The 21,662-nt window shown below is 53.1% G+C and carries 22 protein-coding genes and 1 other RNA gene; 19 read left to right on the forward strand and 4 right to left on the reverse strand.

The window, feature by feature from the left end; genetic code table 11:
* The first annotated feature begins 1 nt into the window (after position 1).
* Both DBY86_RS08140 and DBY86_RS08145 read left to right on the forward strand, forming a co-directional pair.
* Positions 2-1,390 carry a Na+/H+ antiporter family protein gene (locus DBY86_RS08140; protein ID WP_107819598.1) on the forward strand — a complete coding sequence of 463 codons (1,389 nt, stop codon included), beginning with the start codon at positions 2-4 and terminating at the stop codon, positions 1,388-1,390.
* A complete protein-coding gene (locus tag DBY86_RS08145) occupies positions 1,391-1,615 on the forward strand; it encodes a SlyX family protein (RefSeq protein ID WP_002218191.1) in 225 nt (74 codons plus the stop codon). It abuts the gene before it with no gap.
* Between the two features lie 566 nt (positions 1,616-2,181).
* Here DBY86_RS08145 and DBY86_RS08165 read toward each other — a convergent pair.
* Positions 2,182-3,075, reverse strand: coding sequence for a HesA/MoeB/ThiF family protein (locus DBY86_RS08165; RefSeq protein WP_159068574.1), 894 nt, complete (start codon positions 3,073-3,075; stop codon positions 2,182-2,184).
* Positions 3,076-3,117: 42 nt separating this feature from the next.
* Between DBY86_RS08165 and ppc the strand changes: the two genes are divergently transcribed.
* From ppc to rpsI, 7 genes are all read left to right on the forward strand, one after another.
* Complete coding sequence (gene ppc / locus DBY86_RS08170; protein ID WP_107819600.1) at positions 3,118-5,820, forward strand: phosphoenolpyruvate carboxylase; 2,703 nt, start codon at positions 3,118-3,120, stop codon at positions 5,818-5,820.
* 122 nt (positions 5,821-5,942) lie between these two features.
* Positions 5,943-6,932 carry an NAD(P)H-dependent glycerol-3-phosphate dehydrogenase gene (locus tag DBY86_RS08175; protein WP_107819601.1) on the forward strand — a complete coding sequence of 330 codons (990 nt, stop codon included), beginning with the start codon at positions 5,943-5,945 and terminating at the stop codon, positions 6,930-6,932.
* A gap of 54 nt (positions 6,933-6,986) precedes the next feature.
* Positions 6,987-7,316: a hypothetical protein gene (locus DBY86_RS08180; RefSeq protein ID WP_002233231.1), complete on the forward strand. Its 330-nt coding sequence runs from the start codon at positions 6,987-6,989 to the stop codon at positions 7,314-7,316.
* 10 nt (positions 7,317-7,326) lie between these two features.
* A complete protein-coding gene (locus DBY86_RS08185) occupies positions 7,327-7,632 on the forward strand; it encodes a cell division protein ZapA (protein WP_025457457.1) in 306 nt (101 codons plus the stop codon).
* Between the two features lie 5 nt (positions 7,633-7,637).
* Positions 7,638-7,817: non-coding RNA, 6S RNA (gene ssrS, locus DBY86_RS08190), on the forward strand.
* A gap of 177 nt (positions 7,818-7,994) precedes the next feature.
* The gene (rplM, locus tag DBY86_RS08195) at positions 7,995-8,426 is read left to right on the forward strand and encodes a 50S ribosomal protein L13 (RefSeq protein ID WP_002215010.1); all 432 of its coding nucleotides are present in this window, start codon (positions 7,995-7,997) and stop codon (positions 8,424-8,426) included.
* A gap of 9 nt (positions 8,427-8,435) precedes the next feature.
* Positions 8,436-8,828: a 30S ribosomal protein S9 gene (gene rpsI, locus DBY86_RS08200; RefSeq protein WP_002227789.1), complete on the forward strand. Its 393-nt coding sequence runs from the start codon at positions 8,436-8,438 to the stop codon at positions 8,826-8,828.
* Positions 8,829-9,209: 381 nt separating this feature from the next.
* Here the strand turns inward: rpsI and DBY86_RS08210 are convergent, their stop codons facing one another.
* Positions 9,210-9,704: a hypothetical protein gene (locus DBY86_RS08210; RefSeq protein WP_107819603.1), complete on the reverse strand. Its 495-nt coding sequence runs from the start codon at positions 9,702-9,704 to the stop codon at positions 9,210-9,212.
* Positions 9,705-9,896: 192 nt separating this feature from the next.
* Complete coding sequence (locus DBY86_RS08215; protein WP_107819604.1) at positions 9,897-10,826, reverse strand: LysR family transcriptional regulator; 930 nt, start codon at positions 10,824-10,826, stop codon at positions 9,897-9,899.
* Positions 10,827-10,955: 129 nt separating this feature from the next.
* Here DBY86_RS08215 and DBY86_RS08220 point away from each other — a divergent pair, with 129 nt between their 5' ends.
* The 5 genes from DBY86_RS08220 to DBY86_RS08240 all read left to right on the forward strand — a co-directional run bounded on the left by DBY86_RS08220 (position 10,956) and on the right by DBY86_RS08240 (position 16,710).
* Positions 10,956-11,705, forward strand: coding sequence for a Nif3-like dinuclear metal center hexameric protein (locus DBY86_RS08220; protein ID WP_107819605.1), 750 nt, complete (start codon positions 10,956-10,958; stop codon positions 11,703-11,705).
* 122 nt (positions 11,706-11,827) lie between these two features.
* The gene (petA, locus tag DBY86_RS08225) at positions 11,828-12,409 is read left to right on the forward strand and encodes a ubiquinol-cytochrome c reductase iron-sulfur subunit (RefSeq protein WP_107819606.1); all 582 of its coding nucleotides are present in this window, start codon (positions 11,828-11,830) and stop codon (positions 12,407-12,409) included.
* A gap of 18 nt (positions 12,410-12,427) precedes the next feature.
* The gene (locus tag DBY86_RS08230) at positions 12,428-13,777 is read left to right on the forward strand and encodes a cytochrome b (protein WP_003677248.1); all 1,350 of its coding nucleotides are present in this window, start codon (positions 12,428-12,430) and stop codon (positions 13,775-13,777) included.
* A 14-nt stretch (positions 13,778-13,791) separates the two neighbouring features.
* A complete protein-coding gene (locus tag DBY86_RS08235; RefSeq protein WP_199901070.1) occupies positions 13,792-14,580 on the forward strand; it encodes a cytochrome c1 in 789 nt (262 codons plus the stop codon).
* Between the two features lie 339 nt (positions 14,581-14,919).
* On the forward strand, positions 14,920-16,710 hold the full coding sequence (locus DBY86_RS08240; RefSeq protein WP_107819608.1) for a DNA recombination protein RmuC: 1,791 nt from the start codon (positions 14,920-14,922) through the stop codon (positions 16,708-16,710).
* A 66-nt stretch (positions 16,711-16,776) separates the two neighbouring features.
* Here DBY86_RS08240 and DBY86_RS08245 read toward each other — a convergent pair whose 3' ends face one another.
* Positions 16,777-17,409 (reverse strand): MBL fold metallo-hydrolase, encoded by a 633-nt coding sequence (locus DBY86_RS08245; protein ID WP_107819609.1) that lies wholly within the window; start codon positions 17,407-17,409, stop codon positions 16,777-16,779.
* Between the two features lie 89 nt (positions 17,410-17,498).
* Between DBY86_RS08245 and DBY86_RS08250 the strand changes: the two genes are divergently transcribed.
* The 5 genes from DBY86_RS08250 to ptsP all read left to right on the forward strand — a co-directional run bounded on the left by DBY86_RS08250 (position 17,499) and on the right by ptsP (position 21,586).
* Positions 17,499-18,323, forward strand: coding sequence for a DNA ligase (locus DBY86_RS08250; RefSeq protein ID WP_107819610.1), 825 nt, complete (start codon positions 17,499-17,501; stop codon positions 18,321-18,323).
* 68 nt (positions 18,324-18,391) lie between these two features.
* Positions 18,392-18,955, forward strand: coding sequence for a hypoxanthine-guanine phosphoribosyltransferase (locus DBY86_RS08255; RefSeq protein WP_107819611.1), 564 nt, complete (start codon positions 18,392-18,394; stop codon positions 18,953-18,955).
* 80 nt (positions 18,956-19,035) lie between these two features.
* Positions 19,036-19,473 carry a PTS sugar transporter subunit IIA gene (locus DBY86_RS08260; protein ID WP_107819612.1) on the forward strand — a complete coding sequence of 146 codons (438 nt, stop codon included), beginning with the start codon at positions 19,036-19,038 and terminating at the stop codon, positions 19,471-19,473.
* A gap of 68 nt (positions 19,474-19,541) precedes the next feature.
* Positions 19,542-19,811 (forward strand): HPr family phosphocarrier protein, encoded by a 270-nt coding sequence (locus DBY86_RS08265; RefSeq protein WP_107819613.1) that lies wholly within the window; start codon positions 19,542-19,544, stop codon positions 19,809-19,811.
* Positions 19,811-21,586: a phosphoenolpyruvate--protein phosphotransferase gene (ptsP, locus tag DBY86_RS08270; RefSeq protein ID WP_107819614.1), complete on the forward strand. Its 1,776-nt coding sequence runs from the start codon at positions 19,811-19,813 to the stop codon at positions 21,584-21,586. Before DBY86_RS08265 ends, ptsP begins: the two co-directional genes overlap by 1 nt.
* The last annotated feature ends 76 nt before the right edge of the window (positions 21,587-21,662 follow it).

Here is a 21,662-nt window from a genome sequence, read left to right on the forward strand (position 1 = left end):
AATGAATGCAGTCGTAGTTGCCGTAATCGTTATGCTGGTGCTGTCGCTGTCGCGCGTGCACGTGGTATTGAGCCTGACGGTCGGCGCGTTTGTCGGCGGCGCGGTGGCGGGTATGCCGCTGCAAAACATTGCCGATGCGGCGGGACAGGTCAGTCAGGCGGGGATTATCCCCGTGTTCAACAAAGGTTTGGAAGGCGGTGCGAAGATTGCGCTTTCTTATGCGATGCTCGGCGCGTTTGCAATGGCGATTACCCATTCCGGCCTGCCGCAGCAGCTTGCCGGCGCGGTCGTCCGCAAGCTGAACCGGGGCGGTATGCCCGACAGCGTGCGTTCGGGCGAGGGCGCGGTCAAGTGGCTGCTGCTTTCCATCATCCTTGTGATGGGCATTATGAGTCAGAACATCATACCTATCCACATCGCCTTTATCCCGATGATTGTTCCGCCGCTGCTTTTGGTGTTCAACCGCCTGAAAATCGACCGCCGTCTGATTGCGTGCGTCATCACTTTCGGGCTGGTTACGACTTATATGTTCCTGCCTTACGGCTTCGGCGCGATTTTTTTGAACGAAATCCTGTTGGGCAACATCCATTCCGCCGCGCCGCAGCTTGATGTGAAAAGCATCAACGTAATGGCGGCAATGGCGATTCCCGCGTTGGGAATGCTGGCCGGACTCCTGCTGGCGTTTGTCCATTACCGCAAACCGCGCCTGTACCAAAGCAACAATGCCGATACGGCGGGCAACGCCGATGCGGCAAACCGTCCGCAGCCGTCCGCCTACCGCAGCCTGGTTGCCGCCGCCGCCATTGCCGTATGCTTTGCCATACAGTTGATGTATGAAGACTCGCTGGTGTTGGGCGCGATGCTCGGTTTCGCCGTATTTATGATGTTGGGGGTCATCAACCGCGACAAGGCAAACGACGTATTCGGCGAAGGCATCAAGATGATGGCGATGGTCGGCTTCATTATGATTGCCGCGCAGGGTTTTGCCGCCGTGATGAATGCGACCGGGCATATTCAGCCGCTGGTGGAAAGCAGTATGGCGATATTCGGCAACAGCAAAGGTATGGCGGCATTGGCGATGCTGGTGGTGGGGCTTTTGGTAACGATGGGTATCGGTTCGTCCTTTTCCACTTTGCCGATTATTGCCGCGATTTATGTGCCTTTGTGTGTCGGTTTGGGCTTTTCGCCGCTTGCCACCGTCGCCATTGTCGGCACGGCGGGGGCGTTGGGCGATGCCGGTTCGCCTGCGTCCGATTCCACGCTGGGTCCGACGATGGGGCTGAACGCCGACGGGCAGCACGACCACATCCGCGATTCCGTTATCCCGACCTTCATCCACTACAACATCCCGCTGCTGATTGCCGGCTGGATTGCCGCGATGGTGCTGTAAATGGACGCGGTTCAAGAGTTGGAACACCGCATCACAGAGCTGGAAATCCAATCCGCGCTTCAGGAGGACGTAATCGCCGGCCTGAACGCGATGGTGGCGGAATTGCGGCAGACGCTGGATTTGCAGCAGGCTCAGTTGAGGCTGCTGTATCAAAAAATGCAGGACAGGAATCCCGACGCGCAAGAGCCGTATTCCCTGCGCGACGAGATTCCGCCGCATTATTGATGCGCCGCCGTATCCGGATTTCCTTAAAAAAAGCTGTGTTTGAATATTCCGACGATGCAAACCTAAGATATATAGTGGATTAACAAAAATCAGGACAAGGCGACGAAGCCGCAGACAGTACAAATAGTACGGAACCGATTCACTTGGTGCTTCAGCACCTTAGAGAATCGTTCTTTTTGAGCTAAGGCGAGCCAAAGCTGTACTGGTTTTTGTTAATCCACTATAACTTTAATCAGTCGGACAAAATGCCTTTTATCCGATGGAACCGTTTTCCGCCCGAACGGAAATAAGCGGCTTCCCCCGCTGCAAACAGATAAAACCAACCGGGTATTCAAACACAGCCAAAAAAAAAGCCGTCCGAACCCAAAGGGGACAGACGGCCAAACACATTACGGGGAAAACGTCTTACTCAATGAGTCTGCGAAACAGACATTGCTAAAACAACTGCAATTATAAGGTAAGTTTATTTTTTTTTTTTTTTTTTTTGCAAAGAAATGTAAATTTTTAAATTTTTAAAACCGTTCCTCCGCATCCGTTTGGATACCGTCTGAAACGGCGGCAGGGTTTTACCGTTCCGCGCCGCAAATCGGGCATTCGGGGTTGCGCGGCAGGTCGAAATATTGCCAGCCCCCTTCCAAGGCACGGTAAACCGCCAGCCTGCCGTGCGACGGTTCGCCCGCATCCAGCAGGATTTTCAGAGCCTCTGCCGCCTGTGTGCAGCCGATGATGCCGACCAGCGGCGAGAACACGCCGAAGAGGGAACAGATGCCGTCTGAAGCCGATCCGCCGTCAAACAGGCAGGCGTAACACGGCGAGTCGGGCAAGTCGGGCCGGTACACGGCAAGTTGTCCTTCAAAACGTACCGCCGCCCCTGAAACCAGCGGTGTTTTCGTGTGCACGCAGGCACGGTTGACGGCTTGCCGCGTGGCGTAGTTGTCGCAGCAGTCTAAAACGATGTTGGCGGCACGAACCAAACCGGTCAGGCGGCAGCCGTCGAGTTTTTCGTTGACGGCGCGGACGTTGACGGTATGGTTGATGCGTTTCAGGCGGTCTGCCAAGGCTTCGGCTTTGGGCTTGCCGACATCGCCCTCGTCAAATGCGACTTGGCGTTGCAGGTTGTGCAGTTCGACCGTGTCGGAATCGGCTATGGTCAGCGTGCCGACACCCGAAGCGGCAAGGTAGGGCAGGGCGGCGGCACCCAAACCGCCGCAGCCGACGACCAAAATATGCGCGGCGGAAAGTTTCTGCTGCCCTTCGATGCCGATTTCGTCCAAAAGGATGTGGCGGCTGTACCGCAGCAGGAGTTCGTCGTCGTTGTCGTGTTCGGTCGCGGTCATGATGATGTTCGGAGAAAACAGTTGAGGGCGATTGTAACGCTGCCGTCGGGCGGCGTTCAACTTCAGACGGCATTTCGGGAAACGGGCGGTTAAAGTGTGAACGGTTTGGCACGGATGCGGCATTTGAGGTACATTTACAGTATTTACGGCAATGAGAGGAAAATCATGCAACTGCATATCCTGAACAATCCGAAGGACGCGGCTTTGGCGGCGGACGCGGAATTTCTGAAACAATCCCTGTTCAACCTCCTGCACGAAGAAGCCTCGCCGTTGGTTGTCGAAACGGTCAAACTCTTGTCCACTTCGGACGACAGCGCGGCACTGATTGAGAGAGTTTTGCCGCAGTTGGACGAACAGCAAACCTACGACCTGACGCTTGCCTGCGGGCTGTTCGCACAAATTTTGAACATCGCCGAAGACGTGCACCACGAACGCCGCCGCCAAATCCACGAAGAAGCCGGACACGGCGGCGCGGAAGGCAGCCTGACGGAAACCGTCCGCAGGCTCAAGGCGGGGAAAGCCGACGGCAAATCGGTGCAGCGGCAGTTGGACAATACGTCCGTTACCGCCGTTTTGACCGCGCACCCGACCGAAGTGCAACGCCAAACCGTTTTGAATTTCAACCGCCGCATCCGCGCGCTGCTGCCGCAACGCGAACGCTGCACCAATGCCGATGCGCTGGCACGGCTGCGCCGCGAAATCGACACCGTGCTTTTGGGCTTGTGGCAGACCAGCGAAACGCGCCGCCACAAACTCAGCGTCAACGACGAAATCAACAACGGCGTGTCCATCTTCCCGATGAGCTTTTTTGAAGCCCTGCCCAAACTCTACCGCAAGATGGAACACGACTTTCAGACGGCCTATCCCGATGTCCGCGTTCCGGACATCCTCAAAATCGGCGGCTGGATCGGCGGCGACCGCGACGGCAATCCGTTCGTTTCTGCCGAAACCCTGCGCTTTGCCTTCCGCCGCCACGCCGATGCCGTGTTCCGTTTTTACCGTGGCGAACTCGACAAACTTTACCGCGAACTGCCGCTCTCCATCCGCCGCGTCAAAGTCAACGGCGATGTAATGGCACTGGCAGCCCTCTCGCCTGACGAAGAAATCGCTCGCACCGAAGAACCCTACCGCCGCGCCATTGCCTACATTATGGCGCGCGCTATGGGCAAAGCGCGCGCGCTCGGTTTGGGTATGGGCTGCAAATTCGGCTTTCTCGAGCCTTATGCCTCGGCACAAGAATTTCTCGATGATTTGAAAAAATTGCAACGTTCCCTTATCGACAACGGCAGCCGCCTGCTTGCCGAAGGCCGTCTTGCCGACATTATCCGCAGCGTATCCGTGTTCGGCTTCCACATGATGCCGCTTGATTTGCGCCAACACGCAGGCAAACACGCCGATGTGGTTGCCGAGCTTTTCCAACACGCAGGCTTGGAAGACTACAACAGTCTGGACGAAGGGCAAAAACAAGCCGCCCTGTTGCGCGAACTGGGCCACCAACGCCCTCTGTACAGCCCGTTCATCACATACAGCGAACACACCCGCCGCGAACTGGCGATTTTCAACGAAGCGCGCAAAATCAAAGACGAATTCGGCGAAGATGCCGTAACCCAAAGCATTATTTCCAACTGCGAACAACCCGGCGACCTGCTCGCCTTGGCATTGCTGCTGAAAGAAAGCGGCCTGTTGGCGGTGGAAAACGGCAAACCAAAAAGCCGCATCAATATCGTGCCTCTGTTTGAAACCATCGAAGCGTTGGAAAACGCCTGCCCGGTGATGGAAACGATGTTCCGCCTCGACTGGTACGGCGCACTGCTCGAAAGCCGGGGCAACATCCAAGAAATTATGCTCGGCTACTCCGACTCCAACAAAGACGGCGGCTACGTTACCAGCTCATGGTGCCTCTATCAGGCGGAATTGGGCTTGGTCGAACTCTTCAAAAAATACGGTGTCCGCATGCGCCTGTTCCACGGACGCGGCGGCAGCGTCGGTCGCGGCGGCGGCCCTTCTTACCAAGCCATTCTCGCCCAACCGGCAGGCAGCGTTGCCGGACAAATCCGCATTACCGAGCAGGGCGAAGTCATTACCGCCAAATACGCCGACCCCGGCAATGCCCAACGCAACTTGGAAACCCTGGTTGCCGCCACTTTGGAAGCCGGCATCCCGACAGACAAAAAAGACCCCGATGCCAAGCTGATGCAGGATTTGTCGGACGTATCGTTCAAATACTACCGCGAACTGATTACCCACCCCGACTTCATCGACTACTTCCTGCAAACCAGCCCGATTCAGGAAATCGCCACCCTCAACCTCGGCAGCCGTCCCGCCAGCCGCAAAACTTTGGCGCGGATTCAGGACTTGCGCGCGATTCCGTGGGTATTCTCTTGGATGCAAAACCGGCTGATGCTGCCGGCTTGGTACGGTTTCGGCAGCGCGGTGGAAACCTTGTGCGAAGGCAGTCCCGAAACCCTCGCCGCCCTGCGCGGACACGCCCGAAACAACCCGTTCTTCCAAGCCATGCTCTCCAATATGGAGCAAGTGATGGCGAAAACCGACATCACCCTCGCGGAAAACTATGCCGGCTTGAGCGAATCGCCCGATAAGGCAAAAATCATCTTCGGGATGATCAAGGAAGAATACCGGCGCAGCCGCAAAGCCCTGCTCGACCTGTTGCAAACCGAAGAACTTTTGCGCGACAACCGCAGTCTCGCCCGCTCGCTCGCCTTGAGGATTCCCTACCTGAACGCGCTCAACGGACTGCAAGTCGCCATGCTCAAACGCCTGCGCAAAGAGCCCGACAATCCGCACGCGCTGCTGATGGTCCACCTGACCATCAACGGCGTGGCGCAAGGTTTGCGCAATACAGGCTGACGGTGCCGCATCGGGGCAAAATGCCGTCTGAACACCTTTCAGACGGCATTTCCCTGACCGCACTTGCAGAGAAACAGCGATTGTTTTAAAGTGAACGGCAGTGATATGTTGAAAGACGACCAATGAAAATTACCGTTATCGGCGCAGGTTCGTGGGGTACGGCGCTCGCCCTGCATTTTTCCCAACACGGCAACCGCGTATCCCTGTGGACGCGCAACGCAGACCAAGTCCGCCAAATGCAGGAAGAACGTGAAAACAAGCACGGGCTGCCCGGCTTTCCCTTTCCCGAAACGCTGGAAGTGTGTGCGGATTTGGCAGACGCGCTCAAAGACAGCGGACTTGTCCTTATCGTAACCTCCGTTGCCGGATTGAGAAGCAGCGCAGAGCTGCTCAAACAGTACGGCGCAGGACACCTCCCCGTCCTCGCCGCCTGCAAAGGCTTCGAGCAGGATACAGGGCTGCTGACCTTTCAAGTATTGAAAGAAGTATTGCCCGACAATAAGAAAATCGGCGTACTCTCCGGCCCGAGTTTTGCACAGGAACTTGCCAAACAACTGCCCTGCGCCGTCGTCCTCGCCTCCGAAAACCAAGAGTGGATTGAAGAACTCGTACCGCAGCTCAACACGACCGTCATGAGGCTTTACGGCAGTACCGACGTTATCGGCGTGGCGGTTGGCGGCGCGGTAAAAAATGTTATGGCGATTGCCACCGGATTGTCCGACGGACTCGAATACGGACTCAACGCCCGTGCCGCACTGGTTACGCGCGGATTAGCCGAAATCACCCGCCTTGCCTCCGCAATGGGCGCACAGCCCAAAACCATGATGGGGCTGGCAGGCATCGGCGACCTCATCCTGACCTGCACCGGCGCACTTTCGCGCAACCGCCGCGTCGGCTTGGGTTTGGCAGAAGGCAAGGAACTGCATCAGGTGCTTGTCGAAATCGGGCACGTTTCTGAAGGCGTAAGCACGATAGAAGAAGTCTTCAATACCGCCTGCAAATACCAAATCGACATGCCGATTACCCAAACCCTGCTGCAACTCATCCGCAAAGAAATGACCCCTCAGCAGGTCGTCGAAAGGCTGATGGAACGCAGCGCGCGTTTTGAATAAACAACATACAGATGCCGTCTGAAGCCTTCAGACGGCATACGGACAGGTAAGGTTATGAAACAAAATATCGAAAAACTCGAAAGCAGCGTTTATACGCTGGTACAAAAATTCGAAACCCTCGTCAGCGAAAACCGCCGCCTCAAAGAAACCGTCGCCGAACTCAAACGGGCGCACGAGCGGCAAAAACTCGAACACGAAACCGCCGTCGACGAACTCAGCGAAGCCCTGCTCGTCCAAGTCGGCAAACTCAAAGAAGACCTGCAAAACAAAATCGACAGCCTGACAGAAGAAAATACACGATACCGCAGCCTGCTCGAACAGAGCAGGGAAAAAATCAGCGCACTGGCGGCGCGACTCCCCCAACGGCAGGAAACGCAGCAATAAGGATTAAAGGATGAACATCGAACAAGTCCACATCGAAGTCATGAACGCCCGGCTGACCGTCAACACTCCGGCAGAAGAAAAAGACACACTGTTGCAGGCAGTCGGAATGCTCAACGGCAAAGCCGAAGCCATCCGCGAAGGCGGACGCGTCGCGGACAGCGAAAAAATCGTCATTATGGCCGCGCTCAACGTCGTCCACGACCTGTTGAAAACCTCCCTGAACGGCGGCGATTTGGCAATCGGCGATTTTGCGCGTAAAATAACCGATATGGACAACGCCTGCCAAAAAGCATTATCCCGCTTGGCGCAGGAGTAACCCCTTTTTCCCTGCGGTGTCCGCGAAGGCATATATTCCTTTGAACCAATAAGTTCGCTTAAGGTTGCCGGGAGCAGTAGTGGGCGCGAGCGTCCTTTTGCGGACGCACCCGAAACTACCCGAGGCAGCCGCCTTGTCAGCAAGGTTCAAGCGGATTCGGCCGAAACGGCTCTCGCGGGGATTCCCATTCAAAACCGCATCGCAACGATGCGGTTTTTCACATTGGCCGCCGCCCCGCCTGAAAAAGCAGTATGCAGTCTGCCGAAATCCGGAAAATCCTTCCGTAACGCGGTAATGCGATTGACAAAATCGAATCCTGTCTTTAAAATTTACAACTTTCTATATCTATCTGGATTTCCACTATGAAAACCTTTTCAGCGAAACCCCACGAGGTGAAGCGCGAATGGTTCGTCATCGATGCCCAAGACAAAGTCTTGGGTCGCGTTGCGGCCGAAGTCGCCAGCCGTCTGCGTGGCAAACACAAACCTGAATACACCCCCCACGTCGATACCGGCGATTACATCATCGTCATCAATGCAGACAAACTGCGTGTAACCGGTGCCAAATTCGAAGACAAAAAATACTTCCGCCACTCCGGTTTCCCGGGCGGTATCTACGAACGCACTTTCCGCGAAATGCAAGAGCAATTCCCGGGCCGCGCTTTGGAACAAGCCGTAAAAGGCATGTTGCCTAAAGGTCCCCTGGGTTACGCCATGATTAAAAAATTGAAAGTGTACGCTGGTGCAGAACATGCCCATGCCGCACAACAACCCAAAGTTTTGGAACTGAAATAAGGACGCGACATGAACGGTAAATACTATTACGGCACAGGCCGCCGCAAAAGTTCAGTGGCTCGTGTATTCCTGACTAAAGGTACAGGTCAAATCATCGTAAACGGCCGTCCCGTTGACGAATTCTTCGCACGCGAAACCAGCCGCATGGTTGTCCGCCAACCTTTGGTTCTGACTGAAAACGCCGAATCTTTCGACATCAAAGTAAATGTTGTCGGCGGCGGCGAAACCGGCCAGTCTGGCGCAATCCGCCACGGCATTACCCGTGCACTGATTGATTTTGATGCCGCGTTGAAACCTGCCTTGTCTCAAGCCGGTTTTGTTACCCGCGATGCCCGCGAAGTCGAGCGTAAAAAACCGGGTCTGCGCAAAGCACGCCGTGCAAAACAATTCTCCAAACGTTAATGTTGGAAATTCAAAAAACCCTGCTTATCGCAGGGTTTTTTATTTGTAGCAGACGGTTTCCCATTGGCAATCTAAAGATTACAGATTGGGCAAAAATCAAAAACAGCACCAGTATCGACTACACGGACGAACTGACCGTCAGGGATGGCTGTTACTGGAGAGGACATCGTATTTCTATTTTATAAAATAACTTTTAATTCATTTGGAGTTATTGAAAAAGTAGAACGGCTATTTTCAACTAGCCTATAAAAATGGCAATCTATTAGGGTTAGCATAGGTGTCACCGCCGCCGTTCAAGCCGATCAGTAAAGGAACAGTTTCCTAGTTTTTAGCTAACCTGTATTACATAATGGGGAGAATATCTTAAATAACCAAGCATCCTTAATCATAATTTAGAGAAATTATTTTTTCAGAGTCTAACTCTTTTAATATGATTAACTTATTAAATTTATCTATTTCCCAGTCTGATATTATATCGGTAGATACTGAATTCTCTCTTGTTAAGTTTTTATCTGTAATAATTGCACCCAACTCATGAATAATACAAATTTTTTGATTATCCAATAAATAAATATCAAAAACTATTCCATCTATATTTAGCATGTTAACTTTTAAATTTTGTATAGAAATACAAAAAACGACTGAATCAAATCCGATAAAAATATTTTTATCATCAAGTATTAATACTTTTGGGGGAATACTTATGCAGGAAACAGCTAATCCAATACCTATATTGAATTCTTTGTGAAAAGAAAGAATAAAACATCGATAAATCTCTTTTCCTCCCTCTTGTAGAATAATATATTTTTGATAGGTGTTTATTAAATAGTCTTCTAACTCTCTTATGGAGTTATAAGGATATTTCGTTAATCTCATTATTTTGTTCCATGCCTAAAACATCCTGTTGGTCCATATATTTCACCCGTTATGAGTCTGTTCCCATCTCATATAGTTTCAAGTTTAACAACTCATTGAGGCCATGTTAAAAGAGTTTTTCTAATAACTATTCCGTTTTCTTAAATATAAAAAAATAGAAAAACCGCCCGGGTATGGTTTGAACAAGGGAAATCAGACCGGTTCCAACTCACTTAATCCGGGCAAGTCCGCGAAGCCGCGTTCACGTATGATTTGGCAAAAGTTGTTCAGATAACTTTTATCTGTGTCTTCAGTGCGGATGGCGGCATACAGTTTGCTTTGCAGTCCGTCGGCAGTAATTTGGCGGTGGACGACATAGCCTTTTTCAAGGTAGGGCATAACGGTCCAGTAGGGAAGGGCGGCGATTCCCCTTCGGCTGGCAACCAGTTGGATAATGGCGATGGTCAGTTCGCTGTGTCGGCGTGGCGGGTTGATGTTTTTCGGAATCAAGATTTTTTTGGGTAAATCCAGCATCTCGTCGGGAACGGGATAGGTAATCAGGGTTTCCCCGATAAAGTCTTCCGCCGTCCAAACGTTTTTGGCGGCAAGCGGATGGTCCGGGGCGCAAATGCCGACCATTTCGTAGGCAAACAGCGGTTGGAAGAAAATACCGTTTTGTTTTTCCGCTTCGGAAACAATGGCAAGGTCGGCGCGGTGTTGCAGCAGCAGCCCGATAGGGTCTGCTTGGAATCCCGATACGATATCCAATTCGATTTGGGGCCATATCGGGCGGAATTCGCCCATTGCGGGCATCAGCCAGTCGAAACAGGTATGGCATTCGACGGCAATCCGTAGCTCTCCCGCCTCCCCTTCCGTGATTCGCGCCAAATCTCGTTCTGCAACAGCAACTTGAGGTATCAGCTCGTGGGCGAGGCGCAGCAGCCTTTCGCCCACCGGGGTAAAGCGCAAGGGCGTGGATTTGCGTTCGAACAGCGGCGTGCCGTAGTGGTTTTCGAGCATACGGATCTGGTGGGAAAGGGCGGATTGGGTAAGGAAAACCCGTTTGGCGGCAAGGGAGACGCTGCCGGTTTCTTCAAGTGCCAGCAGGGTTTTGAGGTGGCGCAATTCGATAATGGAATCCATGGGGCTTCAGACGGCATATTGAACCGGCTCATATTAAAATAATTCATATGCGGGTGCAAATCAGAAAAATGGGTGTTTCGGGCATTTGCGGTTAGAATGCCCGCTTGTTTGGAAATGACAGGAAAAAATATGGTTTTGCGCAGAGATTTTTTAGCCTGGTGCGACGAAACGTTGCAGACGGCATCGTTTAAAGATTACGCCCCCAACGGTTTGCAGATTGAAGGTAAAGAGTATATCGGCAAGATTGCCACATCGGTAACTGCAAGCAAAGCGGCGATTGATTTTGCCGCGGATCAGAAGGCAGATTTGCTTTTGGTGCATCACGGTATGTTCTGGAAAAGCGAGCTGCCGACCGTTACCGGTTGGAAAAAAGAACGGATTGCCGCACTGTTGCGGCACGACATCAATATGGCAGGCTACCATCTGCCCCTGGATGCACATCCCACACTGGGCAACAATGCCCAACTCGCCGACAGATTGGGTTTTGCGATAGAAAAACGGTTCGGAGAACAAAACCTGCTCAACTCGGGCTGCCTGAAACAAGCCAAGACACTCGGCGCATTGGCGGCGCACATTGAAACTGTCCTGCAACGCAAGCCTGTCATCATCGGCAATCCCGAACGCGAAATCCGACGGGTCGCATGGTGTACCGGCGGTGCACAGGGCTTTTTTCAGACGGCAATAGATGAAGGTGTCGATCTGTATCTGACGGGGGAAATTTCCGAAGCCCAATACCACCTCGCCAATGAAACGGGTACGGCTTTCATTTCGGCAGGGCATCACGCGACGGAACGCTACGGTGTGCGCGCGCTGGCAGAATCGGCGGCAGAGGCTTTCGGGTTGGAAGTGTGCCATTTTGACGAAAACAACCCGGCTTGAGTATTGAGAAATATCATAAAACTTTACCTTATTTTAAATAATGCTTTGAGTATCACTGCAAACTGGGTAAAATTGCAATGTTTAATGGCTCGGTATTCCCAAAATATTAGGACGACTGAATAATGGATAATCAAGAAATCAATAACGGCCGCCGCCGTTTCCTGACACTTGCGACCTGCGGCGCAGGCGGAGTGGCAGCATTGGGTGTGGCAACGCCGTTTGTGGCCAGTTTTTTCCCTTCGGAAAAAGCTAAGGCCGCCGGTGCTGCCGTCGAAGTGGATGTCAGCAAAATCGAAGCGGGTCAGCTGCTGACTGCTGAGTGGCAAGGCAAACCGATTTGGGTGGTCAACCGTACGGATCAACAGCTTAAAGACCTGAAAAGCCTAAACGGCGAAGTGGCCGATCCCAATTCCGATGTGGAGCAACAGCCGGAATACGCTAAAAACGAGACACGTTCGATTAAGCCGAACATCCTCGTCGCCATCGGTATCTGCACCCATTTGGGCTGCTCGCCCACCTTCCGTCCCGACATTGCGCCCGCCGATTTGGGTTCGGCTTGGAAGGGCGGCTTTTTCTGCCCCTGCCACGGTTCGAAATTCGACTTGGCCGGCCGCGTATATAAAGGTGTTCCTGCCCCGACCAACCTGGTTGTCCCGCCATATAAATACTTGAGCGATACAACTATTTTGGTGGGCGAAGACTGAGAATAAGGAACGATAATTATGGCAAACCAAACCAATAGCAAAGCAAAAGCATTGTTAGGCTGGATGGACGCTCGCTTCCCCCTGTCTAAAATGTGGAATGAGCATTTGGCGCAATACTACGCACCAAAGAACTTTAATTTTTGGTATTACTTCGGCTCTTTGGCTCTGCTCGTCCTCGTGATTCAAATCGTCAGCGGTATTTTCCTGACTATGAACTACAAACCGGACGGCAACCTTAACGCCTACCATCTGCCTGCTGCCTTTACCGCAGTAGAGTACATCATGCGCGACGTGTCCGGCGGTTGGATTATCCGCTACATGCACTCCACCGGCGCATCTTTCTTCTTCATTGTTGTTTATCTGCACATGTTCCGTGGTTTGATTTACGGTTCGTACAAAAAACCCCGTGAGTTGGTGTGGATTTTCGGTTCCCTGATTTTCTTGGCATTGATGGCGGAAGCCTTTATGGGCTACCTGTTGCCTTGGGGTCAAATGTCCTTCTGGGGCGCGCAGGTAATTATTAACCTGTTCTCCGCCATCCCTGTTATCGGTCCTGATTTGTCCACTTGGATCCGCGGCGACTTCAACGTTTCCGACGTTACCCTGAACCGCTTCTTTGCCCTGCACGTTATCGCGGTACCTCTGGTATTGCTCGGCTTGGTTGTGGCGCACATTATCGCCCTGCACGAAGTGGGTTCTAACAACCCTGATGGCGTTGAAATCAAGAAAAACAAAGACGAAAACGGTATCCCGCGCGACGGTATCCCATTCCATCCTTACTACACCGTTAAAGACATCTTGGGTGTCGTTGTATTCCTGATTGTTTTCTGTTCCGTGTTGTTCTTTGCACCAGAAGGCGGCGGCTACTTCCTCGAAGCGCCGAACTTCGATGCGGCGAATGCGCTGAAAACACCTCCGCACATTGCACCGGTATGGTACTTCACTCCGTTCTACGCCATTTTGCGTGCGATTCCCTCGTTCTTGGGAACACAGGTATGGGGTGTAATCGGTATGGGTGCGGCAGTTGTACTGATTGCCCTGTTGCCTTGGCTGGATAAAGGCGAGGTTAAATCCGTCCGCTATCGTGGCCCGATCTTTAAAACCGCATTGGTTCTGTTCATCATTGCCTTTATCGGTTTGGGTATTTTGGGTGCGATGGTGGCAACTGATACGCGTACTTTGGTTGCGCGCATCCTGTCCTTCGTTTATTTTGCATTCTTCTTGGGTATGCCGTTCTATACCAAACTGGATACCAACAAACCGGTTCCCGAACGTGTAACCATGAGTACCGCCAAACAGAAAATCATGTTTTTTGTTTATGTAGGTATTACGGCGGTTTGTGCATATCTGTTTGCAACTAACATCTGATGAGGGCAGTCGAAATGAAACAAGTTATGAAAAACTGGTTTGCTGCCTTACTGTTGGCAGTACCCATGAGTGCGGCATTTGCTTCGGGCGGTCATGCACACTATGAGAAAGTCGATATCGATTTGCGCGACCAAGTCAGCTTGCAGCGCGGCGCACAAATCTTTACCAACTATTGTCTGTCATGTCACTCGGCAAGCGGTATGCGTTTCAACCGTTTGAAAGACATTGGTCTGACTGATGAAGAAATCAAGAAAAACCTGATGTTTACTACCGATAATGTCGGCGATGTCATGCATTCGGCGATGAACCCGAAAGATGCGGCAAAATGGTTTGGTGCTGCTCCGCCCGATTTGACGTTGATTGCGCGTTCCAAAGGTGCAGACTACCTTTACGCCTATATGCGCGGCTTCTATAAAGATCCGACCCGTCCGAGCGGCTGGAATAATACCGTATTCGATAAAGTCGGTATGCCTCACCCGTTGTGGGAGCAACAAGGTGTTCAAGCCGTTGAGTTGGATGCCAAAGGTCAGCCGGTTATGGTAAAAGACGAACACGGCGAGATGAAGCCTAAGCTGTATTGGGAATCTACCGGTCTGCACAGCCGCCGCCTGCCGAACGGCAAAGTGATCCAAAAAGAGTACGACGCATATGTACGCGATTTGGTGAACTATCTTGTGTACATGGGCGAGCCTGCACAACTGCAACGCAAACGTATAGGCTATATCGTGATGATTTTCCTATTTGCGGTTATGCTGCCTTTGGCGTATTTCCTGAAAAAAGAATATTGGAAAGACGTACATTAAGCGGTTGGAACAAAAGGGCAAACCCTTTAGGGTTTGCCCTTTTTTCATTTTGCCTGCCGTTTGAAAAGCCTGAATCCGTATGCCGTCTGAACATAGCTGCAACATTTCAGACGGCATCATTCTAAAAATGTCAGACATCGGGAACTTAATCAGGGTTTGTGGCAGATTGATATTGAATTAGGAAAAGGTCTGAAACCGTAAGCAGCATGGTAAGGCGATGTCGAACAGGTTTAAAGCCAATCCGCTATATTTTTTGGAGCTATGTCGAACAAACAGGTAGAATCGGAATAAGCGGCAGTTTTGTCCGGTGTGAAAAATGTTTGAATATTAGGATGATTTATGGAGCAGATGACTGTGTTGCTATTGCTGGCGGCTTTGCTGTCAGGCGTGTTGTTTACATGGTTGCTGATGAAGGGCAGGTTTCAGGGCGAGTTTGCCGGTTTGAACGCGCAATTGGCGGAAAAGGCGGCAAGATGTGATTTTGTTGAACAGGCACACGCAGAAATTGCATCAGAATTGGCCGCTTTGGATGGGAAATACCAGCATTTGCAAGACGAGAATTATGCTTTGGGCAATCGTTTTTCCGCAGCCGAAAAGCAGATTGCCCATTTGCAGGAAAAAGAGGCGGAGTCGGTTCGGCTGAAGCAGTCGTATATCGATTTGCAGGAAAAGGCACAGGGTTTGGCGGTTGAAAACGAACGTTTGGCAACGCAGCTCGGACAGGAGCGGAAGGCGTTTGCCGATCAATATGCGCTGGAACGCCAAATCCGCCAAAGAGTCGAAACCGATTTGGAAGAAAGCCGCCAAACTGTCCGCGACGTGCAAAACGACCTTTCCGATGTGGGCAACCGTTTTGCCGCAGCCGAAAAACAGATTGCCCATTTGCAGGAAAAAGAGGCAGAAGCGGAGCGGTTGAGGCAGTCGCATACCGAGTTGCAGGAAAAGGCACAGGGTTTGGCGGTTGAAAACGAACGTTTGGCAACGCAAATCGAACAGGAACGCCTTGCTTCTGAAGAGAAGCTGTCCTTACTGGGCGAGGCGCGCAAGAGCTTGAGCGATCAGTTTCAAAATCTTGCCAACACGATTTTGGAAGAAAAAAGCCGCCGTTTTACCGAGCAGAACCGGGAGCAGCTCCATCAGGTTTTGAACCCGCTGAACGAACGCATCCACGGTTTCGGCGAGTTGGTCAAGCAAACCTATGATAAAGAATCGCGCGAGCGGCTGACTTTGGAAAACGAATTGAAACGGCTTCAGGGGTTGAATGCGCAGCTGCACAGCGAGGCAAAGGCTTTAACCAACGCGCTGACCGGTACGCAGAATAAGGTTCAGGGAAATTGGGGCGAGATGATTCTGGAAACGGTTTTGGAAAATTCCGGCCTTCAGAAAGGGCGCGAATATGTGGTGCAGGCGGCGGCTGTCCGCAAAGAAGAAGACGGCGGCACGCGCCGCCTGCAGCCCGACGTTTTGGTCAACCTGCCCGACAACAAGCAGATTGTGATTGATTCCAAGGTTTCGCTGACGGCTTATGTGCGCTATACGCAGGCGGCGGATGCGGATACGGCGGCGCGCGAACTGGCGGCACACGTTGCCAGCATACGCGCGCATATGAAAGGCTTGTCGCTGAAGGATTACACCGATTTGGAAGGTGTGAACACATTGGATTTCGTCTTTATGTTTATCCCTGTCGAACCGGCCTACCTGTTGGCGTTGCAGAATGACGCGGGCTTGTTCCAAGAGTGTTTCGACAAACGGATTATGCTGGTCGGCCCCAGTACGCTGCTGGCGACTTTGCGGACGGTGGCGAATATTTGGCGCAACGAACAGCAAAATCAGAACGCACTGGCGATTGCGGACGAAGGCGGAAAGCTGTACGACAAATTTGTCGGCTTCGTACAGACGCTCGAAAGCGTCGGCAAAGGCATCGATCAGGCGCAAAGCAGCTTTCAGACGGCATTCAAGCAACTTGCCGAGGGGCGGGGCAATTTGGTCGGCCGCGCCGAGAAACTGCGTCTGTTGGGTGTGAAGGCAGGCAAACAGCTTCAACGGGATTTGGTCGAGCGTGCCAACGAACAGACGGCATTTGCTTTGGGCAAACCTTCGGAACAGGAAGCGGCTGACGAAGCCGAATAGGAAAGGCGGATGCGTTTCAGACGGCATCGGGGCAGGGGATGCCGTCTGAAGACTTTGGGAAGTCGGTTAGAAAAACGGATTGTGCCGCTTTTCGTGTCCGATGGAGGTCATACGCCCGTGTCCGGCGACAACTTGTACGGTTTCGGGGAGGGCGAATAATTTGTTGCGGATATTATTGATTAAGTCGGCGTGGTTGCCGCGCGGAAAATCGGTCCTGCCTATGGTTTCGTAAAACAGCACGTCGCCCGCAATCAGCAATTCCGCCTCGGCGCAATAAAAGACGATGTGCCCCGGCGTGTGGCCCGGAATATGCAGCACTTGAAAGGCATAGCGTCCGACCGCGAGCGTTTCGCCTTCTTCGAGCCAACGGTTCGGCGAAAAGGCGGGCGAGACGGGAAATCCGTATTGCGCGGTAGTTTGCGGCAGCGATTGGAGCAGGAATTCATCTTCGCGGTGCGGGCCGAGGACGGGGACTTTATGCGTTTTCAACATTTCGACCACGCCGCCCGCGTGATCGAGATGGCCATGCGTCAGCCAGATTGCCGTGAGCGTAAGTTTGCGGTTTGCCAACGCTTGCAGCAGGAACGGCACGTCGCCGCCGACATCGGTCAGGACGGCTTCGCCGCTTTCGTCGTCCCAAATCAGGGTGCAGTTTTGGCGAAAGGGGGTAACGGGGAGGATTTCGTAACGTAGGGTCATGGCGTGTTCCTAAACGGTTTTTCAGACGGCATCGGGTTTACCGTTTGTTTTATGGCGGTTTGCCGCCTGTTCGGATAGTGGGGAATCAGATGATTAAGAAGATAATCGGCGGCATCATACCGATTTTTACGGCGGTTTTCATCCCCGCATCGGCAGGCGCGGCGGATTTGATGCTGGCGCAGGAATACAAAGGGCAGGACATTGCCGGCTGGGCGATGAGCGAGAAACTCGACGGCGTGCGCGCCTATTGGGACGGAAAGCACCTGATAAGCCGTCAGGGTTATGCGTTTGCGCCGCCCAAAGGTTTTACCGCGCAGTTTCCGCCTTATCCTTTGGACGGCGAATTGTATAGCGGACGCGGTCAGTTCGAGCAGATTTCCGCTACCGTGCGTTCTGCTTCTTCAGACTGGCGCGGTATCCGCCTGCACGTTTTCGACGTACCCAAGGCGCAGGGCAATCTCTACCAACGTTTGGCAGTCGCAACGCAGTGGCTGAAAACGCATCCGAACGCGCCGATTGTCATCATTCCGCAAATCAAAGTGCGCGACCGGCAGCACGCGATGGACTTTTTAAAACAAATCGAAGCGCAGGGCGGCGAAGGCGTGATGCTGCGCCAGCCCGAATCCCGTTATAGCGGTGGCAGGAGCAGCCAATTATTGAAGCTGAAAAGCCAATACGACGACGAATGCACGGTAACGCGGCACTATGAAGGCAAAGGGCGCAATGCCGGACGGTTGGGCGCGGTCGGCTGCAAAAACTGGCACGGCGAATTCCGCATCGGCAGCGGTTTCAAAGACAAAGACCGCGACAACCCGCCCAAAATCGGCACGCTGATTACCTACCGCTACCGTGGTTTTACGCGGAAAGGCACGCCGAAATTTGCCACATTTGTGCGCGTGAGTACCGACCGCTGAGCAGGACGGTTCGGACGGCAGCCGATACTTTGGTTTATAATTTTCCTTTTACCGACCGATTCCGACATATGACCGATTTAGAAACCAAACGCCTTGAAACACAGGCGATGCTTGAAAACGCCGAACTTTTGTTCGACCAAGGGCAATGCCGCGCCGCGCTGCAAAAAGTGGCGGATGAGATTACGCGCGATTTGGGCGGCAAATACCCGCTGCTGCTGCCCGTGATGGGCGGTGCGGTGGTGTTTACGGGGCAGTTGCTGCCGCTGTTGCGCTTTCCCTTAGATTTTGATTATGTTCATGTTTCCCGTTACGGCGACAAGCTGGAGGGCGGCGCGTTCAACTGGAAACGTATGCCCGATGCGGAACAAATCCGGGGCAGGCACGTGGTCGTGTTGGACGATATTTTGGACGAAGGGCATACGATGTCCGCCATTCAAGCCAAACTTTTGGAAATGGGGGCGGCAAGCTGCCGTGCGGCGGTGTTCGCCAATAAATTAATCGACAAAGAAAAACCGGTCAAAGCCGATTATGTCGGACTGGATGTGCCGAACCGTTATGTTTTCGGTTACGGCATGGATGCGGCAGGCTGCTGGCGCAATCTAGGCGAGATTTACGCATTGAACGGAAAATAAGGATGCAATGCCGTCTGAAGGCCTTTCAGACGGTATCGCGCCCATACGCCGGCAGGACAACGAGGAACAGGACGCATAATATGATAGGGCTTTTAATCATCACACACGAAACCATAGGCGAAGCCTACCGCAAGCTGGCGCATCATTTTTTTCCGGGCGGGCTGCCTGAAAACGTCCGCATACTCGGCGTGCAGCCGACGGAAGACCAAGACGACATCATCAACAACGCCATTGCCGCGCTGCAAGAGTTTCCTGAAAACCACGGCGTATTGATTATGACCGACATTTTCGGCGCGACCCCCTGCAATGCCGCCCGCCGGCTCGTGCGCGAAAACAAATCGGCGATTTTGACCGGGTTGAACGCGCCGATGATGATTAAGGCCGTCCAATATTCGCCGGCGGCGGAAGACCTTGCTGCCTTCACCGAGAGTGTCAGGGAAGCGGCGGTAAAGGGCATTTTCGCCATCACGTCCGCGCCCGAAGATTTGGTGTGCCGGCGCAGCGGCGATGCCGTCTGAAGAAGCGGCAGGGCAGGAAAACATTTTAAACGGCATCTGCTGCCGATATACATAACACGGGAACCGAAATGCTCAAACAATCCATCGAAATCATCAACAAACTCGGACTTCACGCCCGCGCGTCCAGCAAGTTCACCCAAACCGCGTCCCAATTCAAAAGCGAAGTCTGGGTTACGAAAAACGGCAGCCGCGTCAACGGCAAAAGCATTATGGGGCTGATGATGCTCGCCGCCGCCAAGGGTACGGTCATCGAGTTGGAAACCGACGGCTTGGACGAAGCCGCAGCCATGAAGGCATTGACCGACTTAATCAACGGCTACTTCGGCGAGGGCGAATAATGAGTATCGTGCTGCACGGCGTGGCGGCGGGCAAAGGCATTGCCGTCGGTTGCGCCCACCTGATTGCGCGCGGCACGGAGGAAGTGCCGCAGTATGATGTTGCGGAGGCGGACACCGATGCCGAAGCCGAACGTTTCGATGCCGCCGTCAAAGCCACGCGCAAAGAGTTGGAACAGCTCCGCAGCGCGATTCCCGAAAACGCCCCGACCGAGTTGGGCGCGTTCATCTCGCTGCACCTGATGCTCTTGACCGATGTTACCTTGTCGCGCGAACCCGTCGATATTTTAAGGGAACAAAAAATCAACGCCGAGTGGGCATTGAAGCAGCAGAGCGACAAACTCGCCGCCCAATTCGACAATATGGACGATGCCTATTTGCGCGAACGCAAGCAGGATATGCTGCAAGTCGTCCGCCGCATCCACAACAACCTGATCGGGCAGGGCAACGAGTTGGAGGTTGCCGACAACCTGTTTGACGAAACCGTGCTGATTGCAAACGACCTTTCGCCCGCCGACACGGTTTTGTTTAAAGAGCAGCGCATTGCCGCCTTCGTTACCGATGCCGGCGGCCCCACCGGGCATACGGCGATTTTGGGCAGGAGCTTGGACATCCCGTCCGTCGTCGGGCTGCACAACGCGCGCAAACTGATTACCGAAGGCGAAACAGTCATTGTGGACGGCATCAACGGCATCCTGATTATCGCGCCCGATGAAACCGTCTTGGACGAATACCGCCGCCGCGCCCGCGAATACCGCAGCCACAAACGCGAGTTGAACAAGCTCAAAAAAACCGCTGCCGCCACCGCCGACGGGGTCTGCATCGAGCTTGTGGGCAATATAGAATCCGCCGAAGACGTGAAACCGCTGCACAACCTCGGCGCAGACGGCATCGGGCTGTTCCGCAGCGAGTTTCTTTACCTGAACCGCGATACGATGCCGTCTGAAGACGAGCAGTACGAAGTGTACAGCGCGATTGTCAAAAAAATGAAGGGCAAAAGCGTAACGATACGGACAGTCGATTTGGGTGTGGACAAGAATCCGCGCTGGTTCGGGAAAAACAGCACGCCCAACGGCAGCCTCAACCCCGCGCTGGGCATGACCGGCATCCGCCTGTGCCTTGCCGAACCGGTCATGTTCCGCACCCAGATGCGCGCCATCCTCCGTGCGGCGGTACACGGCCCCGTCCGCATGATGTGGCCGATGATTACCTCCGTATCCGAAGTGCGCCAGTGCCTGATTCATTTGGACACCGCCCGCCGCCAGCTTGCCGAACGCGGCGATGCCTTCGGCGAAGTCGGCATCGGCTGCATGATTGAAATTCCGTCTGCCGCGCTGACCGTCGGCAGCATTTTGAAACTGGTCGATTTCATCTCCGTCGGCACCAACGATTTGATCCAATATATTCTGTCAGTCGATCGCGGCGACGACAGCGTCAGCCACCTCTACCAGCCCGGCCATCCTTCCGTGTTGAAAATGCTGCAACACGTCATCCGTACCGCCAACCGTATGGAAAAAGACGTGTCCGTATGCGGCGAGATGGCGGGCGATACCGCGTTTACCCGCGTTTTATTGGGTATGGGGCTGCGCCGTTTTTCGATGAATCCAAACAACATCCTGCCCGTCAAAAACATCATTCTGCACAGCAATGCCGGACAGCTCGAAAACGATATTGCGAAAGTCATCCGCTGCGAAGACGAAGAGAAGTCGGAAAAGCTGATCAAACAGATCAACAGCGTGTCGGTCGAGGAAGAAGCCGAAGCCAAGGGGCGGAAATAAATATTGTTGACAATGGAAAAAGATTGCAGTCAAATAACGCCCTTAAAAAATACAGCTGCTTTGGTCAAGAAATGCC

The sequence above is a fragment of the Neisseria bergeri genome, from assembly GCA_003044455.1.
Lineage (GTDB): Bacteria > Pseudomonadota > Gammaproteobacteria > Burkholderiales > Neisseriaceae > Neisseria > Neisseria bergeri.

Excerpts from the sequence above, each read along its gene's own strand:
- DBY86_RS08140 (WP_107819598.1), top strand. The coding sequence starts at position 2 with ATGAATGCAGTCGTAGTTGCCGTAATCGTTATGCTGGTGCTGTCGCTG.
- DBY86_RS08145 (WP_002218191.1), top strand. The coding sequence starts at position 1,391 with ATGGACGCGGTTCAAGAGTTGGAACACCGCATCACAGAGCTGGAAATC.
- DBY86_RS08165 (WP_159068574.1), bottom strand. The coding sequence starts at position 3,075 with ATGCCGCATCCGTGCCAAACCGTTCACACTTTAACCGCCCGTTTCCCG.
- ppc (WP_107819600.1), top strand. The coding sequence starts at position 3,118 with ATGCAACTGCATATCCTGAACAATCCGAAGGACGCGGCTTTGGCGGCG.
- DBY86_RS08175 (WP_107819601.1), top strand. The coding sequence starts at position 5,943 with ATGAAAATTACCGTTATCGGCGCAGGTTCGTGGGGTACGGCGCTCGCC.
- DBY86_RS08180 (WP_002233231.1), top strand. The coding sequence starts at position 6,987 with ATGAAACAAAATATCGAAAAACTCGAAAGCAGCGTTTATACGCTGGTA.
- DBY86_RS08185 (WP_025457457.1), top strand. The coding sequence starts at position 7,327 with ATGAACATCGAACAAGTCCACATCGAAGTCATGAACGCCCGGCTGACC.
- rplM (WP_002215010.1), top strand. The coding sequence starts at position 7,995 with ATGAAAACCTTTTCAGCGAAACCCCACGAGGTGAAGCGCGAATGGTTC.
- rpsI (WP_002227789.1), top strand. The coding sequence starts at position 8,436 with ATGAACGGTAAATACTATTACGGCACAGGCCGCCGCAAAAGTTCAGTG.
- DBY86_RS08210 (WP_107819603.1), bottom strand. The coding sequence starts at position 9,704 with ATGAGATTAACGAAATATCCTTATAACTCCATAAGAGAGTTAGAAGAC.
- DBY86_RS08215 (WP_107819604.1), bottom strand. The coding sequence starts at position 10,826 with ATGGATTCCATTATCGAATTGCGCCACCTCAAAACCCTGCTGGCACTT.
- DBY86_RS08220 (WP_107819605.1), top strand. The coding sequence starts at position 10,956 with ATGGTTTTGCGCAGAGATTTTTTAGCCTGGTGCGACGAAACGTTGCAG.
- petA (WP_107819606.1), top strand. The coding sequence starts at position 11,828 with ATGGATAATCAAGAAATCAATAACGGCCGCCGCCGTTTCCTGACACTT.
- DBY86_RS08230 (WP_003677248.1), top strand. The coding sequence starts at position 12,428 with ATGGCAAACCAAACCAATAGCAAAGCAAAAGCATTGTTAGGCTGGATG.
- DBY86_RS08235 (WP_199901070.1), top strand. The coding sequence starts at position 13,792 with ATGAAACAAGTTATGAAAAACTGGTTTGCTGCCTTACTGTTGGCAGTA.
- DBY86_RS08240 (WP_107819608.1), top strand. The coding sequence starts at position 14,920 with ATGGAGCAGATGACTGTGTTGCTATTGCTGGCGGCTTTGCTGTCAGGC.
- DBY86_RS08245 (WP_107819609.1), bottom strand. The coding sequence starts at position 17,409 with ATGACCCTACGTTACGAAATCCTCCCCGTTACCCCCTTTCGCCAAAAC.
- DBY86_RS08250 (WP_107819610.1), top strand. The coding sequence starts at position 17,499 with ATGATTAAGAAGATAATCGGCGGCATCATACCGATTTTTACGGCGGTT.
- DBY86_RS08255 (WP_107819611.1), top strand. The coding sequence starts at position 18,392 with ATGACCGATTTAGAAACCAAACGCCTTGAAACACAGGCGATGCTTGAA.
- DBY86_RS08260 (WP_107819612.1), top strand. The coding sequence starts at position 19,036 with ATGATAGGGCTTTTAATCATCACACACGAAACCATAGGCGAAGCCTAC.
- DBY86_RS08265 (WP_107819613.1), top strand. The coding sequence starts at position 19,542 with ATGCTCAAACAATCCATCGAAATCATCAACAAACTCGGACTTCACGCC.
- ptsP (WP_107819614.1), top strand. The coding sequence starts at position 19,811 with ATGAGTATCGTGCTGCACGGCGTGGCGGCGGGCAAAGGCATTGCCGTC.